At 59.7% G+C, this 16,805-nt stretch carries 14 protein-coding genes; 5 read left to right on the top strand and 9 right to left on the bottom strand.

The features are described 5' to 3' along the window. Positions 1-115: 115 nt before the first annotated feature. Positions 116-502 (bottom strand): COG4315 family predicted lipoprotein, encoded by a 387-nt coding sequence (locus tag AC1RDQ_RS04720; protein WP_090452175.1) that lies wholly within the window; start codon positions 500-502, stop codon positions 116-118. A gap of 153 nt (positions 503-655) precedes the next feature. Here AC1RDQ_RS04720 and phoB point away from each other — a divergent pair, with 153 nt between their 5' ends. The 3 genes from phoB to AC1RDQ_RS04705 all read left to right on the top strand — a co-directional run bounded on the left by phoB (position 656) and on the right by AC1RDQ_RS04705 (position 4,177). Next, positions 656-1,345, top strand: a complete 690-nt coding sequence (gene phoB, locus AC1RDQ_RS04715) for a phosphate regulon transcriptional regulator PhoB (protein ID WP_003229608.1) — start codon at positions 656-658, stop codon at positions 1,343-1,345. An 80-nt stretch (positions 1,346-1,425) separates the two neighbouring features. Next, a complete protein-coding gene (gene phoR / locus AC1RDQ_RS04710) occupies positions 1,426-2,712 on the top strand; it encodes a phosphate regulon sensor histidine kinase PhoR (protein WP_492586846.1) in 1,287 nt (428 codons plus the stop codon). Between the two features lie 124 nt (positions 2,713-2,836). Beyond that, positions 2,837-4,177 carry a hemolysin family protein gene (locus AC1RDQ_RS04705; RefSeq protein WP_007975205.1) on the top strand — a complete coding sequence of 447 codons (1,341 nt, stop codon included), beginning with the start codon at positions 2,837-2,839 and terminating at the stop codon, positions 4,175-4,177. Between the two features lie 67 nt (positions 4,178-4,244). On the opposite strand, the gene AC1RDQ_RS04700 is transcribed toward AC1RDQ_RS04705, so the two are convergent. From AC1RDQ_RS04700 to AC1RDQ_RS04665, 8 genes are all read right to left on the bottom strand, one after another. Next, positions 4,245-5,141, bottom strand: a complete 897-nt coding sequence (locus AC1RDQ_RS04700) for a peptidoglycan DD-metalloendopeptidase family protein (RefSeq protein WP_154860878.1) — start codon at positions 5,139-5,141, stop codon at positions 4,245-4,247. A 222-nt stretch (positions 5,142-5,363) separates the two neighbouring features. Continuing rightward, the gene (locus AC1RDQ_RS04695) at positions 5,364-6,266 is read right to left on the bottom strand and encodes a response regulator (RefSeq protein WP_154860877.1); all 903 of its coding nucleotides are present in this window, start codon (positions 6,264-6,266) and stop codon (positions 5,364-5,366) included. A 168-nt stretch (positions 6,267-6,434) separates the two neighbouring features. Continuing rightward, positions 6,435-7,196 carry a phosphate signaling complex protein PhoU gene (gene phoU / locus AC1RDQ_RS04690; RefSeq protein ID WP_057712724.1) on the bottom strand — a complete coding sequence of 254 codons (762 nt, stop codon included), beginning with the start codon at positions 7,194-7,196 and terminating at the stop codon, positions 6,435-6,437. 121 nt (positions 7,197-7,317) lie between these two features. Continuing rightward, complete coding sequence (gene pstB / locus AC1RDQ_RS04685; protein ID WP_007971742.1) at positions 7,318-8,151, bottom strand: phosphate ABC transporter ATP-binding protein PstB; 834 nt, start codon at positions 8,149-8,151, stop codon at positions 7,318-7,320. 165 nt (positions 8,152-8,316) lie between these two features. Beyond that, positions 8,317-9,987 (bottom strand): phosphate ABC transporter permease PstA, encoded by a 1,671-nt coding sequence (gene pstA / locus AC1RDQ_RS04680; protein WP_090452181.1) that lies wholly within the window; start codon positions 9,985-9,987, stop codon positions 8,317-8,319. A gap of 16 nt (positions 9,988-10,003) precedes the next feature. Next, entirely contained in the window at positions 10,004-12,037 is a 2,034-nt protein-coding gene (locus AC1RDQ_RS04675) for an ABC transporter permease subunit (RefSeq protein ID WP_191622239.1), read from the bottom strand. 422 nt (positions 12,038-12,459) lie between these two features. Then, entirely contained in the window at positions 12,460-13,461 is a 1,002-nt protein-coding gene (locus AC1RDQ_RS04670) for a phosphate ABC transporter substrate-binding protein PstS (RefSeq protein WP_150753828.1), read from the bottom strand. A gap of 202 nt (positions 13,462-13,663) precedes the next feature. Then, on the bottom strand, positions 13,664-14,962 hold the full coding sequence (locus AC1RDQ_RS04665; RefSeq protein WP_057712720.1) for an MFS transporter: 1,299 nt from the start codon (positions 14,960-14,962) through the stop codon (positions 13,664-13,666). 362 nt (positions 14,963-15,324) lie between these two features. On the opposite strand from AC1RDQ_RS04665, the gene AC1RDQ_RS04660 reads away from it, so the two are divergent. Beyond that, positions 15,325-15,729 (top strand): acyl-CoA thioesterase, encoded by a 405-nt coding sequence (locus AC1RDQ_RS04660; RefSeq protein WP_007942704.1) that lies wholly within the window; start codon positions 15,325-15,327, stop codon positions 15,727-15,729. Positions 15,730-15,798: 69 nt separating this feature from the next. Continuing rightward, entirely contained in the window at positions 15,799-16,698 is a 900-nt protein-coding gene (locus AC1RDQ_RS04655) for a D-hexose-6-phosphate mutarotase (RefSeq protein WP_492586546.1), read from the top strand. Positions 16,699-16,805: the final 107 nt, after the last annotated feature.

The raw sequence follows: 16,805 nt of genomic DNA, 5'->3' as shown, positions 1-16,805 counted from the left end.
ATCGTGTGTAGGGGCGAGCCCGCTCGCGATGAATTTGAAGACGACGCGGTTATCCAGACGGCCCGCATAATCGTTCACGCTCATCGCGAGCAAGCTCGCTCCTACATGAGATGTCTTACATCTTCGGCCCTTGGAGGACGTGCCAGACCTTGTTCTTCATGTCGCCCGTCTTGTCTCCGGGTTTCTTGTCGTCGTCGTAGTAGTACAGCGGCTTGCCGTCGTAGGCCCATTGCATCGTGCCATCGTCACGCTGGACGACTGTCCATTTACCTTCAGCCTTGGCACCCGCTTCAGCCTTGAGCGGCGGCCAGTGTTTTGCACACTCACCGGTGCATACCGACGTGCCGCCAGTGTCCTTGTCGAACGTGTACAAGGTCATGCCCTTATGGTCGACCATCATGCCGTCTTTCATCATCGCCGGCTCAGCTGCGAAGGCCATGGTCGGCAAGGAAAACGCCGCAACCAGTAGCAGAGCCTTGAAGGATTGCGAGATTTGCTTCATGGAAACCTTCCTTTTGTGGTTGTCAGGATTCGGACTTAAAGCTTAGCCCAGGATCCCGCCAATCGCCGACCGACTAAAATACTGTCACACGACTGCAATAATTCCGTTATCTAATGCGGCGCAAGACAGTTAAATGACAAGAGGATTAAGGGCATGGTTGGCAGGAGCATTCTGATCGTCGACGACGAAGCGCCTATTCGCGAAATGATCGCCGTTGCGTTGGAAATGGCCGGCTATGACTGCCTGGAGGCTGAAAACTCCCAGCAGGCCCACGCCATTATCGTCGACCGCAAACCGGACCTGATCCTGCTCGACTGGATGCTGCCCGGCACGTCCGGCATCGAGCTGGCCCGTCGTCTCAAGCGTGATGAATTGACCGGGGACATCCCGATCATCATGCTCACCGCCAAAGGTGAAGAGGACAACAAGATCCAGGGCCTGGAAGTCGGCGCCGACGACTACATCACCAAGCCGTTTTCCCCCCGTGAGCTGGTAGCGCGCCTGAAGGCCGTGCTGCGCCGTGCCGGCCCGACCGATGGCGAGGCGCCAATCGAAGTCGGCGGCCTGCTGCTGGACCCGATCAGCCACCGCGTGACCATCGACGGCCGTCCTGCCGAGATGGGCCCGACCGAATACCGCCTGCTGCAATTTTTCATGACCCACCAGGAGCGCGCCTACACGCGTGGCCAGTTGCTGGATCAGGTCTGGGGCGGCAACGTCTACGTTGAAGAGCGTACCGTCGACGTGCACATTCGTCGCCTGCGCAAAGCCCTCGGCGATGCTTACGAAAATCTGGTACAAACCGTGCGCGGCACCGGTTACCGCTTTTCTACCAAAGCCTGACCCGGACCTTTACCGCCCGACAAGCTGACAAGGACGCGCGTCAAGTGAACCAAAACTGGCATGGCACCCTGATTCGCCACATGCTGCTGCTGGTCACCGCCTGCCTGGTGATCGGCCTGATTACCAGCTATTACGGCTGGAGCCTCGCCGCAGGCCTGGGTCTTTACCTGGCCTGGACCCTCAAGCAATTGCTGCGTCTGCACGAGTGGCTGCGCCTGCACAAACCCGATGAAGCACCACCCGACGGCTACGGCCTGTGGGGCGAGGTGTTCGACAGCATCTACCACCTGCAACGCCGCGACCAACGGGTACGCGGGCGCCTGCAAGCGGTGATCGACCGGGTTCAGGAATCCACCGCCGCGCTCAAGGATGCGGTGATCATGCTCGACACCGACGGCAACCTGGAATGGTGGAACCGCGCCGCCGAAACTCTGCTGGGCCTCAAGACGCCACAGGACAGCGGCCAACCGGTGACCAACCTGGTGCGCCATCCGCGCTTCAAGGAATACTTCGAGCAAGACAGCTACGCTGAGCCGCTGGAAATCCCTTCGCCAACCAACGACCGCGTGCGCATTCAGCTGTACATCACCCGCTACGGCAACAACGAACACTTGATGCTGGTGCGCGATGTGACGCGCATCCATCAGCTTGAGCAAATGCGCAAAGACTTCATCGCCAACGTTTCCCATGAACTGCGCACACCGTTGACGGTGATCTGCGGTTACCTGGAAACCTTGCTCGATAACGTCGACGAGGTGAACCCGCGCTGGGGCCGTGCCTTGCAGCAGATGCAGCAACAAGGCGGACGCATGCAGACCCTGCTCAACGACCTGTTGTTGCTGGCCAAGCTGGAAGCCACCGATTATCCGTCGGACAACCAGCCGGTACCGATCGACGGCTTGCTGCAATCGATCAAGAGTGACGCGCAGCAGTTGTCTGGCCAGAAAAACCAGAAAATCACCCTGGAAGCCGACCCGACGATTCTGCTCAAGGGCAGCGAAGCGGAGTTGCGCAGCGCGTTTTCCAACCTGGTGTTCAACGCGGTGAAATACACCCCGGCCGAAGGCAATATCCGCATTCGCTGGTGGGGCGATGACCAAGGGGCGCACCTGAGCGTGCAGGATTCCGGGATCGGCATCGATAACAAACACCTGCCGCGCCTGACCGAACGCTTCTATCGCGTCGACTCCAGCCGCAACTCCAACACCGGGGGCACCGGCCTGGGGCTGGCGATCGTCAAACACGTCTTGTTACGACATCGGGCACGCATGGAAATCAGCAGCGTGCCGGGCCACGGCAGTACCTTTACCTGCCACTTTGCCCCGGCCCAGGTCACCAAATCACGGGTTATCAGCACCGCTGACTGATACCGGCCAGCACGCGCCACTAGGCAACTGGCCGGTCAGCCGCTACATTGGCTGACTTGTGCCTGCCTTTCAGGCGCGGTTTTTTACTTCCCTCTCGAATATACGGAACCCGCAAAACTCCATCATGGACCCTTCCCCTGGCTTGACCCTCGCTACAATTTTCGCCGACTTCGGCATGATTCTTTTTGCTCTGATCCTGGTTTTGCTCAACGGATTTTTCGTTGCGGCGGAATTTGCCATGGTCAAACTGCGCTCGACCCGGGTCGAGGCCATCGCCGACAAAAACGGCTGGCGCGGGCACATCCTGCGCACCGTGCACAGTCAGCTCGATGCTTACCTGTCGGCTTGCCAATTGGGTATCACCCTCGCCTCCCTGGGCCTGGGCTGGGTCGGTGAACCCGCGTTTGCCCACATTCTTGAGCCGGTGTTGAGCGCAGTCGGCGTCGAGTCGGCCGAAGTGGTCAAAGGCATCTCGTTCTTCACCGCCTTCTTCATCATTTCGTACCTGCACATCGTGGTCGGCGAACTGGCCCCCAAATCCTGGGCCATCCGCAAACCCGAGTTGCTGTCGCTGTGGACCGCCGTGCCGCTGTACCTGTTCTATTGGGCCATGTACCCGGCCATCTACCTGCTCAACGCCAGCGCCAACACTATCCTGCGCATTGCGGGGCAAGGTGAACCCGGCCCGCATCACGAGCATCACTACAGCCGTGAAGAACTGAAACTGATCCTGCACTCCAGCCGCGGCCAAGACCCGAGCGACCAAGGCATGCGCGTGCTGGCCTCAGCAGTGGAAATGGGTGAACTGGAAGTGGTCGACTGGGCCAACTCCCGCGAAGACCTGGTGACCCTGGAGTTCAACGCGCCGCTCAAACAGATCCTGGCGATGTTCCGTCGCCACAAGTTCAGCCGCTACCCGGTGTACGACAGCGAGCGCCAGGAGTTCGTCGGCCTGCTGCACATCAAGGATCTGCTGCTGGAACTGGCGGCGCTGGACCACATTCCCGAGTCGTTCAACCTGGCCGAACTGACCCGCCCGCTGGAGCGCGTGTCGCGGCACATGCCGCTGTCGCAGTTGCTGGAGCAGTTCCGCAAGGGCGGCTCGCACTTCGCCGTGGTCGAAGAGGCCGACGGCAACATCATCGGCTACCTGACCATGGAAGACGTGCTGGAAGTGCTGGTCGGCGACATCCAGGACGAACACCGCAAGGCCGAACGCGGGATCCTCGCGTATCAGCCGGGCAAGCTGCTGGTGCGGGGCGATACGCCACTTTTCAAGGTTGAAAGGTTGCTGGGCATCGACCTCGACCACGTCGAAGCCGAAACCCTTGCCGGGCTGGTCTATGAGAGCCTCAAGCGCGTTCCGGAAGAGGAAGAAGTGCTGGAAGTCGAAGGCCTGCGGATCATCATCAAGAAGATGAAAGGGCCGAAGATCGTTCTGGCCAAGGTGTTGATGCTGGATTGATCTGCGGCTGAAGGGCATTTTGTGGCGAGAGGGCTTGCCCCCTCGCCACAGTTGATCACCGAAAACTTCACTTCCCGCCCAACGCAAAGTTGGGCAGCGCACCCACCGGCTGGTTGAACTGGTACGGAATCGAGACCAGCCCCAGCCCGGTATTGCGCTGCACCACAAAGTGCAAGTGCGGCCCGGTACTGTTGCCGGTGTTGCCGGACAACGCCAACGCACTACCTACCGTTACTCGCTGACCTTCCCGAACGCAGACCGAACCTTTCTTGAGGTGCAGGTAAACACCCATGGTCCCGTCATCGTGCAGCACCCGCACGAAATTGCCGGAAGCGTCGGTGCCGCGTCCGCTCTGCCTGTTCTCGGTTTTCACCACCACCCCGCCTCGCGCGGCAATGATCGGCGTGCCCTCAGGCATTGCGATGTCTATGGCATATCGGCTCTTGGGCCCGAAGTGGCTGTAGGGGCCATTGGCGCCCTGACTGATCCGGAATGGTCCACCACGCCAGGGCAACGGGTACCGATAGCCCACCGTGGGCCCAGAGGGGTCGCCCAGGGAGTATTTGAACTTCGGGACGTATGCGAGGGGCCTCCCGCCTTTAGTCGCCGTGAGCCGCGCCAGACGAACGCTGCTGCGTAGCGGTATCACCCGCCGAATCGTCCCGCCCGGCACGCCGCTGGCGTTCTTCACCCCGGCAAAACTCAATTCGACTTCTACTGGCGCATACAGGTCATTGCGCACGTACACGTTGTGCACGCCGTTCTTCTTCATGATGATGAGGCGCACCTGACGCTCAAGGTGCTCGACCATGCCATCGCGAAAAACGAACACATGGGCGCCTTTGCTGGGGCGGTCGCTGTAGGAAACCACGCCATAGGCGTCCTTGGACTTGTAGATGGTCATGGCCACGGCCGAGGTGGCGACCATGAACAAGCCACATAAAAACAGCAGGCGCGTGAACATGAGCAAGGATTCTGTCGAGTGAGATCTGGGATTGAGCCTAGCAGCTGCAATGGACCCGGGTAGCCGGCAGATGTTTCAGAAAAGGTGTTCAGCAGATGTGCGGTAAAAGTGATGACCCCTTCGTCGGATCGCCGCCCGGAGCAAGCTCGCTCCCACAAGAGAACGCATTACAAATGTGGAAGCGAGCCTGCTCGCGAAAGCGGACTGTCAGGCGGCCCTATATCAAGCGCCAGGAACAAAGTGCTTCTGCGCCGTACCCCGTGCAATCAGGCGGGAGATGTAATCGAGCTTCTGCGCATCCTGGTCGACAAAGCGGAAGGTCAGTTGCAGCCAGTCGCTGTCGGGCTTCGGTTCGTGGGCCACGACGGCGTGCAGGTAACCGTTGAGGCGGGCGATTTCGGCGTTGTCGCCCTGCTCAAGATCCAGCACGGCGCTGTCGAGGATCTGCGGCAGGGTCTCGGTGCGTTTGACCACCAACAGGGCTTCCTTGAGGCTCAAGGCCTTGATCACACATTGCGCGATGCCATTCGGCAAACGCAGTTGACCCTGGCCACGGCCACTGGTGGGTGCCGAGGAGGTCGCAGGCGTCTTGACCGGTGGACTGTTGAGCAAGCCTTTGGACGGTGCGGGTGCGGCCGTTGGGGTCGCTACGGGTGCCTTGCCACCGGTCAAGGCGGCAAGGGAGTCGTTACCGAAGGCAGGGCTGGTTTTGGTTGCGGCTACGTTGATCAAGGCGTCGAGTTTGCCGACCTTGTGCAGCGCCTGCTTGACCTTGGTGATCAGTTGCTCGTTGGTGAACGGCTTGCTGACGTAACCGGAAACTCCGGCCTGGATCGCCTGGACAACGTTCTCCTTGTCGCCACGGCTGGTGACCATCACGAAGGGCATTGTTTTGAGGGTGTCTTGCTCGCGGCACCAGGTCAGCAGTTCCAGGCCGGACATTTCCGGCATTTCCCAGTCGCACAGGACCAGGTCGAAGGCTTCCTTGGCCAGCATGGCCTGGGCCTTTCTGCCATTGATCGCGTCTTCAATCCGCATGCCCGGGAAATAGTTGCGCAGGCACTTCTTGACCAGGTCACGAATGAACGACGCGTCGTCCACGACCAACACATTGACCTTACTCATCCAAAACCCCTTTAAAAAATCCCGGCCAGCATACCGCCTTGCTGATGGCACATTGCCAAAAACCTTCAGTCACGCCGGACTTTTCGTTCGCGGGGTGCTGCTTTTCGAATTCGTGAAGCTCAAACAAAAACGCCCGGCCAAAAGGCCGGGCGCTTTACTTGGGCAACCTTACTTATCGTCAGTTTTGCCCGGAACATTAGCGCTTTCGCCGGTTGTTCCTTCGACTTCTTCCTTCATGCGCTTGAGACCCAGGTGCCGCACGTCGGTGCCGCGTACCAGGTAGATCACCAGCTCCGAGATATTGCGCGCGTGGTCGCCGATACGCTCCAGCGAACGCAGCACCCAGATAATGCTCAGAACCCGCGAAATGGAACGCGGATCTTCCATCATGTAGGTAGCCAGCTCACGCAGGGCAGTCTTGTATTCGCGGTCGATGATCTTGTCGTACTGCGCCACCGACAAGGCCAGTTCGGCGTCGAAACGGGCAAAGGCGTCCAGTGCATCGCGAACCATGTTGCGCACCTGGTCGCCGATGTGACGCACTTCGACGTAACCGCGCGGCGCTTCGCCTTCTTCGCACAGCTGGATGGCACGACGGGCGATCTTGGTCGCTTCGTCACCGATGCGCTCCAGGTCGATCACCGACTTGGAAATGCTGATGATCAGGCGCAGGTCGGACGCTGCCGGCTGACGACGGGCCAGAATGCGCAGGCATTCTTCGTCGATGTTGCGTTCCATCTGGTTGATCTGATCGTCGATCTCGCGCACCTGCTGTGCCAGGCCGGAGTCGGCCTCGATCAGCGCGGTCACCGCGTCGTTGACTTGCTTTTCCACCAGCCCGCCCATGGCCAGGAGGTGGCTGCGCACCTCTTCAAGCTCGGCGTTGAATTGCGCGGAAATGTGGTGGGTAAGGCCTTCTTTACTAATCATCTTTTTCGCTCCGCGAAAGTTGCAAGCTTCAAGCTGCAAGCTTCAAGCAGTTATGTACAAGTCCTGGAATCGCACCGCTTCTTTCTTGCCGCTTGTAGCTTGTAGCTCGCGGCCGCCTCAACTAGCCATACCGACCAGTGATGTAGTCTTCGGTCTGCTTCTTCGCCGGATTGGTGAACAGGGTATCGGTGTCGCCAAACTCGACCAGCTTGCCCATGTACATGAACGCGGTGTAGTCGGACACCCGCGCGGCCTGTTGCATGTTGTGGGTCACGATCACGATGGTGAACTTGGATTTCAGCTCGTAGATCAGCTCTTCGACTTTCAGCGTGGAGATCGGGTCGAGTGCCGAGCACGGTTCGTCGAGCAACAGTACTTCCGGTTCCACGGCAATGGTGCGGGCGATCACCAGACGTTGCTGCTGACCACCGGACAGACCCAGTGCCGACTCGTGCAGACGGTCCTTGACCTCGTCCCACAGTGCCGCGCCTTTCAACGCCCACTCGACGGCTTCGTCGAGGACGCGCTTCTTGTTGATGCCCTGGATGCGCAGGCCGTAAACCACGTTTTCGTAGATGGTTTTCGGGAACGGGTTCGGCTTCTGGAACACCATGCCGACGCGACGACGCAGTTCGGCCACGTCTTCGCCCTTGCGATAGATGTTGTTGCCGTACAGGTTGATCTCGCCTTCAACGCGGCAGCCGTCAACCAGATCGTTCATGCGGTTGAAGGTACGCAGCAGCGTGGACTTGCCACAGCCGGACGGGCCGATGAAGGCGGTCACGCGCTGTTTCGGGATGTTCATGCTGACGTCGTACAGCGCTTGTTTTTCGCCGTAGAACAGGCTCAGGCCCGGCACTTCGATGGCTACGGTTTCCTGCTCGAGGTTCAGGCTCTGTTTGTCGCGACCCAGCGCCGACATGTTGATGCCGTGGGTATGTGCTTCGTGCTGCATGGGAGGCTCCCTGTGCTAACAAATTCGGTTCGGTTGCCACTGGCCAAGGCCCGCGGTTACACAATTCTTTCTGTAGGAGCGAGCCTGCTCGCGATGGTCGTTCAGACACAGAAAATGTGTCGGATGTACCTTCTTCGCGAGCAGGCTCGCTCCTACAGGGTGTTATCAGCTATCCAGCGCCTTGTACTTCTCGCGCAGGTGGTTACGGATGTACACCGCCGACAGGTTCAATGTCGCGATCACCAGCACCAACAGCAACGCCGTGGCGTACACCAGCGGTCGCGCGGCTTCGACGTTCGGGCTCTGGAAGCCGACGTCATAGATGTGGAAGCCCAGGTGCATGATCTTCTGGTCCAGGTGCAGGTACGGGTAGTTACCGTCCACCGGCAGCGACGGCGCCAGCTTCACCACACCCACCAGCATCAGCGGTGCCACTTCACCTGCGGCGCGAGCCACGGCGAGGATCATGCCGGTCATCATCGCCGGGCTGGCCATCGGCAGCACGATCTTCCACAAGGTTTCAGCCTTGGTCGCACCGAGGGCCAACGAGCCTTCACGCACGGTGCGAGGAATCCGCGCCAGGCCTTCTTCGGTGGCCACGATCACCACAGGCACCGCCAGCAGCGCTAGGGTCAGCGAGGCCCAGAGCAGACCCGGCGTACCGAAGGTCGGTGCCGGCAGTGCTTCCGGGAAGAACAGACGGTCGAGCGAGCCGCCCAGCACATAGACGAAGAAGCCCAGGCCGAACACGCCGTAAACGATCGCCGGAACACCCGCCAGGTTGTTCACCGCGATGCGGATGATTCGGGTCAGTGCGTTCTGCTTGGCGTATTCACGCAAGTAAACCGCTGCCAACACGCCGAACGGAGTCACGATCATCGCCATGATCAGGGTCATCATCACGGTGCCGAAAATCGCCGGGAAAATCCCGCCTTCGGTGTTTGCTTCACGCGGGTCGTCGGACAGGAACTCCCAGATCTTGCTGAAATAGAAACCGATCTTGGTGAAGGTGCTCATGGCGTTCGGCTGGTAGGCGTGAACCACTTTGCCCAGACCGATTTCGATTTCTTTGCCATTGGCGTCGCGGGCTGTCAAAGCGTCGCGGTTGAACTGTGCATGCAAGTCAGTCAGACGTGCTTCGATATCCTGATAGCGGGCGTTCAGCTCAGCGCGCTCGGATTCCATGTCCGCTTGTGCGGTTGCGTCGAGTTTACCTTCCAGCTCCAGCTTGCGGCCGTGCAGACGGATGCGCTCCAGACCTGCGTTGATCGCACCAATATCACTCTTTTCCAGTGACTTCAGTTGCGCAGCAAGCTTGTTGACGCGGTCGACACGGGCCTGCAACTCAGGCCATGCAGCTTCGCCTTCAGCGACGACTTTGCCATCCTGTTTGACGTTGACCAGGTAACCGTAGAAGTTACCCCACTCACGACGCTCGATGGCCATCAACTCCGGCGGCGTCGTTTGCTGGGTCAGCCACTCGCCGACGATCCAGGTGAAGTCGTTGCCGTTCAGATCACGGTTGCCGACCTTGATCAGCTCGCGGGTCATGAACTCCGGGCCTTCGTCAGGCACCGGCAGGCCGGCGCTCTTCAGTCGGGCACGTGGCACTTCTTCTTTCTGCACCACTTCGCCAATGACCAGGTGTTGGCCCTGGCCCGGCACGTCATAGCTGGCGTGGATCAGATCCGCCGGCCAGAAGTGACCCAGGCCACGCACGGCAATCACTGCCAGCAGGCCAATGGTCATGATGACCGCGATGGACACCGCGCCACCGCTGATCCAGACGCCGGGGGCGCCGCTCTTGAACCATCCTTTCAGGGAGTTCTGTTTCACAGACTTCTACCTTTGCTTAAAGCGACGAGTATTTCTTGCGCAGACGCTGACGAATCAGTTCTGCGAGGGTGTTCATGACGAAGGTGAACAACAGCAGCACCAGCGCCGAGAGGAACAGCACGCGGTAGTGGCTGCCGCCGACTTCCGATTCGGGCATTTCCACTGCAACGTTGGCTGCCAGGGTGCGCAGGCCTTCGAACAGGTTCATTTCCATGACCGGGGTGTTACCGGTGGCCATCAACACGATCATGGTTTCACCGACCGCACGGCCCATGCCGATCATCAGCGCCGAGAAGATGCCCGGGCTCGCGGTGAGGATCACCACGCGGGTCATGGTCTGCCACGGCGTGGCACCGAGGGCCAGGGAGCCGAGGGTCAGGCCACGTGGCACGCTGAACACGGCGTCTTCGGCGATGGAGTAGATGTTCGGGATGACCGCGAAGCCCATGGCCAGACCGACCACCAGGGCGTTGCGCTGGTCGTAGGTGATGCCCAGGTCGTGGGAGATCCACATGCGCATGTCGCCGCCGAAGAACCAGTTCTCCATGAACGGGCTCATGTACAGCGACAGCCAGCCCACGAACAGGATCACCGGAATCAGCAGCGCACTTTCCCAGCCATCCGGGACTTTCAGGCGGATCGACTCAGGCAGGCGGCTGAAGGTGAAACCGGCGACCAGGATGCCGATCGGCAGCAACATCAGCAGGCTGAAGATGCCCGGCAAATGCCCTTCCACATAGGGTGCGAGGAACAGGCCGGCGAAGAAACCGAGGATCACCGTCGGCATCGCTTCCATCAGCTCGATCACCGGCTTGACCTTGCGGCGCATGCCCGGAGCCATGAAGTAAGCGGTGTAGATCGCAGCGGCAACGGCCAGTGGAGCGGCCAGCAGCATGGCGTAGAACGCGGCTTTCAGGGTACCGAAGGTCAGCGGTGACAGGCTCAGCTTGGGTTCGAAGTCGGTGTTGGCGGCAGTCGATTGCCAGACGTATTTAGGCTCGTCGTAGTTCTCGTACCAGACCTTGCTCCACAGCGCGCTCCACGAGACTTCCGGGTGCGGGTTGTCGAGCAGCAGCGGGTGCAACTTGCCGCCAGCTTCCACGATCACACGGTTGGCGCGCGGCGACAGACCGAAAATGCCCTGGCCTTCAGCGACCGGCTCCACCAGCAAAGTGCGGTGGGCAGTGCTGTGGAACACGCCGAGCTTGCCGGAAGCGTCGAGGGCGACGAAGCCCTTGCGGCGCTCTTCGGCTGTGATTTCAACGATAGGCGTGGTGCCCATCTGGAAGGTGCGGATCTGCTTCAGGCGTTGCTCGCCATCGGGGTCGCGCGCCATGAACCACTGGGCCAGGCCGCCTTTGGAGTCACCGATGATCAGCGAGATGCCGCCCACCAGTTGGGTGCTGGCGGTGACTTGAGCCTCACCGTCTTCAAGCAGTTTGTAGCGACCGTTGAGGCTCTTGTCGCGCAGGCTGAAAACGTCGGCCTGGGCACGCCCGTTGACCACGTAAAGCCACTGCTGACGCGGGTCGACGAAAATATTCTTCACCGGCTCGGTCATTTGCGGCAGTTCGATGCGCTTCTGCTCGTTGGTGACTTCGCCGGTCATCATGTTCTCTTCGCTGGTCAGCGACAGAACATTGAGTTGCGAACCGGTGGAGCCGACCAGCATCAGGGTCGAATCATTGGCGTTGAGGCTGACGTGTTCCAGCGCACCGCCGGCTTCGTTGACCGCGATTGGCGTTTCGCCGTACGGGTACTCGACGGCCGGGGTGATGGTTTTCTTGCCTTCCGGGTAGCTGACTTTATAGGTGTGACGGAACACCAGGGCCTGACCGTTGGACAGACCTACGGCCACCAGCGGGTGACCTGGCTGGTCTTCACCGATGGAGGTCACGGTGGTGCCGGCCGGGATCGACAGATCGACGCGCTTCAATTCAGCGCCACTGTCGATATCGAAGAACAACGCCTGGCCCTTGTCGGAAACGCGCATGGCCACCTGATTCTGCTCTTCGAGCGAGATCATCAGTGGCTTGCCAGCGTCCTGCATCCAGGCCGGGGTAATGGACTCTTTCGCGGTCAGGTCGGCACCCTGGAACAGCGGCGCAACAACATAGGCGAGGAAGAAGAAGATCAGGGTGATGGCTGCCAGCACCGCCAGGCCGCCGATGAGGACGTACCAACGGGTGAAGCGATCTTTGAGCGCGCGAATGCGGCGCTTGCGTTGCAGCTCAGGCGTATTGAAGTCAATTCGCTTGGGGGGATTAGTAGTCATGTTGGAATTGGCCAGATCATTCATGCGCTCACCCTAGCGATCCTGTATGACAGAAAGATGACAATGCAGTGACGCACCAAATCCACCGCCAGCGGGACTGGCAGAGGATCGAAAATTTGAGGTGTGTAAAAGGCCGGCCTGCAAGCAGATCCGGCCTTTTACTTGAGTCCGGAAGGGTTCACCCCGGACTCAATTTGTTACTTTTTTACGACTGCAGCGCCGCCTTCCGCCAGACCCAGGTCAGCCAGTGCTTTTGCAGCAACCTTGGCTGGCAGTGGGATGTAGCCGTCTTTCACCACAACTTCCTGGCCCTGTTTGGACAGAACCAGCTTCACGAACTCAGCTTCCAGCGGAGCCAAAGGCTTGTTCGGGGCTTTGTTGACGTACACGTACAGGAAGCGCGACAGCGGGTACTTGCCGTTCAGGGCGTTTTCTTCAGTGTCTTCAACAAACTCGGTGCTGCCTTTCTTGGCCAGGGCCACCGTCTTCACGCTGGCAGTCTTGTAACCGATACCCGAGTAACCGATGCCGTTCAGCGAGGAGCTGATCGACTGCACAACCGAAGCCGAGCCTGGCTGTTCGTTGACGTTTGGCTTGAAGTCACCTTTGCACAGGGCTTCTTCCTTGAAGTAGCCATAAGTGCCGGATACCGAGTTACGACCGAACAGCTGAACCGGCTTGTTGGCCAGGTCGCCGGTCACACCCAGGTCACCCCAGGTTTTGACGTCGGCTTTGCCGCCGCACAGACGGGTGGACGAGAAGACCGCATCGACCTGTTCCATGGTCATATGCTTGATCGGGTTGTCCTTGTGTACGAATACGGCCAAGGCATCCACGGCAACCGGAATAGCGGTTGGCTTGTAACCGTATTTGGTTTCGAAGGCCTGCAGCTCGTTGTCCTTCATTTTGCGGCTCATCGGACCCAGGTTAGCGGTGCCTTCGGTCAGCGCAGGTGGCGCGGTAGAAGAACCGGCGGCCTGAATCTGGATGTTTACGTTCGGGTATTCTTTTTTGTAGTTCTCAGCCCAGAGGGTCATGAGGTTGGCCAGGGTATCGGAGCCGACGCTGGACAGGTTGCCCGACACACCAGTGGTCTTGGTGTAGCTCGGGATAGCAGGGTCAACAGCGGCAACCGCGTTGGCAGTCGCAACGCCAGCAGCGACAAAAGTCATTGCCGCCATCAAACGCTTCAGTTTCATGCCTTACTCCTAGCAGATAGGGTGTGTTAAGTCGGGGCCAAGTATCAGCAGGCCGTGTGAACACTCTATGGCTGAAATATGACAATTGGATGAAAGGCCAGCATTCCGCTCGGAAGGCTGGCCTTTCAGTTGTAACTGTAAATGTTGAAATTGGCTGGATTTAGCCGAGAGCGCAGCGCCCGCCGTTGCCACTACTAACGGATCAACGGCCTTTCTTCCATAGCCAGGCGCCGACCAGGATCCCCACCCCGCACAGCACCGCCACATAATAGGCAGGCCCCATCGCACTTTCTTTGAGCAACAGGCTGACGATCATCGGCGTCAGACCACCGAAAATCGCGTAGGCGACGTTGTAGGAGAACGACAGGCCGCTGAAACGCACCACCGGCGGGAACGCCTTGACCATCACATACGGCACCGCGCCGATGGTGCCGACCAGCAGACCGGTCAGGGCATACATCGGGAATAGCCAGTCGGGATGATCGGCCAGGCTGTGGTAGAAGGTCCAGGAACTGGCCAGCAATGCGGTACAGCCGATCACGAAGACTCGTCCCGCACCGAAGCGATCGGCCAGTGCGCCGGCAATGATGCAACCAAAACTCAGGAACACGATCGCCACGCTGTTCGCCTGCAGGGACGTGGTTGGCGAGAAGTGATAGACCGTCTGCAACACAGTCGGTGTCATCAGGATCAACACCACGATGGCGGCCGACAGCAGCCAGGTCAGCAGCATCGAAATGGCGATGGCGCCACGATGGTCACGCAACACCGCACGCAGCGGCACTTCTTCGGCCAGGGCCTTGCGCTGTTGCAGCTCGGCGAACACCGGGGTTTCGTGCAGCCAGCGACGCAGGTACACCGAGAACAGACCGAACACGCCACCCAGCAGGAACGGAATTCGCCAGGCGTAATCCGCTACTTCCACCGGGGTGTAGATACTGTTGATCGCCGTGGCGACTAGCGAACCGAGCAGGATGCCCGCCGTCAGGCCGCTGGTCAGGGTCCCGCAGGCATAGCCGATATGCCGTTGCGGCACGTGTTCGGAAACGAAGACCCATGCACCCGGCACTTCACCGCCAATGGCCGCGCCCTGGATCACCCGCATCAGCAGCAACAGGATCGGCGCCCACATGCCGATCTGTGCATAAGTCGGCAGCAAACCCATGATCAAGGTCGGCACCGCCATCATGAAAATGCTCAGAGTGAACATTTTCTTGCGGCCCAGCAGGTCACCGAAGTGCGCCATCACGATGCCGCCCAGCGGCCGCGCCAGGTAGCCGGCGGCGAAGATGCCGAAGGTCTGCATCAGGCGTAGCCATTCAGGCATGTCCGCCGGGAAGAACAACTTGCCCACCACCGTAGCGAAAAACACGAAGATGATGAAATCGTAGAACTCCAGCGCGCCGCCCAGGGCAGACAGCGATAGAGTCTTGTAGTCGTTGCGGGTCAGCGGACGTGCGGGTTGGTCTGGCTGCGCGATGCTCGAGGGCGCTGTGGTCATGGCAAGGGCTTCTCTTATAGTCGGATCTGCTACCTCAACAACGCTGGCTGAGGTTTGGGCAGGTCCGGCACGATAGCAAATTGTTCGAAAAAGCACATAGAGGTGCGTTTTTGACAGTCAAAATGAGAACCGGACGGTCGTCGCGGAGTCTACCGACCGATATACTCAAAGCCTGCTCCGGTTTTTGAGGGGTTGCTGTGCGAAAGCGCCTGTCAGGTTCATAGGCGATTTCGCAGAGTTTCCCTTTAGGCGCCTGATGGAAAACGTGACGAACGTAGTATGTTCGGTGCTGAATCGTTTTTCCCGAAGACGGCTACCACCAGCAATACCAACGAAGAGTCACGGGTCAGAGGCCCCCCGGCATGATAGAACTCGAACAAGAAGATCCGATCCCGCAAGGCGACCTGGCCTTGCAAATCACCGCGCTCCCACGCGAAACCAACGGCTTTGGCGATATTTTCGGCGGCTGGCTGGTGGCGCAGATGGATTTGGCAGGCACCGCGATGGCCAGCAAGGTCGCCGGCGGACGCGTTGCTACCGTTGCAATCGACCGCATGGCGTTTCTGGTTCCGGTGGCGGTGGGCGCTCAGCTCTCCTTTTATACCCAGGCCCTGGAAATCGGCCGCAGCTCGATCAAGATGATGGTCGAGGTCTGGAGCGACGACCCACTGTCCAGCGAGTGGCGTAAAGTAACCGAAGCGGTGTTTGTGTTCGTTGCCATCGACGGCAGCGGTCGCACCCGTTCGGTTCCGCCCCGGGCTCGCTGAAAGAACTTCTAAACCTGGTAGCCGTTTTGCGGTCGATAGTCGTCCACGTTACTGATCGAGAGCTGTCCCATGAGCACGCCCAATGTTGAAGCCGTAAAACTGGATGAACTGAACTGCTGGCGAATTCGCCACGGTCAGGCTGAATTACTGGTGGCCCAGCAAGGCGCGCACATCCTCAGCTATCAACTGGCCGGCCAGCCGCCGCTGATCTGGCTCAATGACGAGGCCGTGTTCAAGACCGGCAAGAGCATCCGTGCCGGCGTGCCGGTGTGCTGGCCGTGGTTCGGCGTCTTCGACCGTAACCCGCAAAGCGTGCAGGCGATGCGCGTCAGCAATGAAGCGCCGTCGGCTCACGGCTTCGTGCGAGCGATGGATTGGGAGCTGGGCGGCATCGAAGCCGAAGGCGAAAGCCTGAAAGTCGAATTCCTCCTGCCCTACCCCGACGGCGGCTTTCCTGGCTGGCTGCACCAGGTGGACTTGACGCTGAGCATTCGCCTGGACGAGCAGTTGCACATCCACCTGACCAGCCATAACCGGGGCGCTGAAACCGTCAGCATCAGCCAGGCGCTGCACAGCTATTTTGCCGTCAGCGATGTGCGCGAGGTGCATGTCGAAGGTGTGGGCGGTCTCAAATACATCGAAACCCTGGATAACTGGAAAACCGTAACCCAGAGCGGTGATCTGCGTTTTACCGGCGAAACCGACCGCATCTATCTCGATGCCCCGCCACTGCTGAGCATCGTCGATCCGGCCTGGGAGCGACGCATCGAACTGACCAGCATGGGCTCGCGCACCGCGGTGATCTGGAACCCATGGATCGACCGCGCCGCCGCGTTCAGCGACATGGCCGACGACGGTTGGCAGCGCATGCTGTGCATCGAGACGGCGAACGTGATGGACGATGTGGTGAACCTGAAACCAGGGGCCAGCCATACCCTGGGTGTGAGCGTCGGTAGCAAGCCGCTCTAAGCAACACCACAAAACCAATGTGGGAGCGAGCTTGCTCGCGATGGCGGCGTAACAGGCAACATAAATGTTGAATGTTATGGCCTCATCGCGAGCAATCTCGCTCCCAC

The organism is Pseudomonas sp. GW823-FHT02E01 (assembly GCF_058797535.1).
The sequence above is the reverse complement of the archived record's forward strand: the minus strand, read 5'-3'. Positions and strand labels throughout refer to the sequence as shown.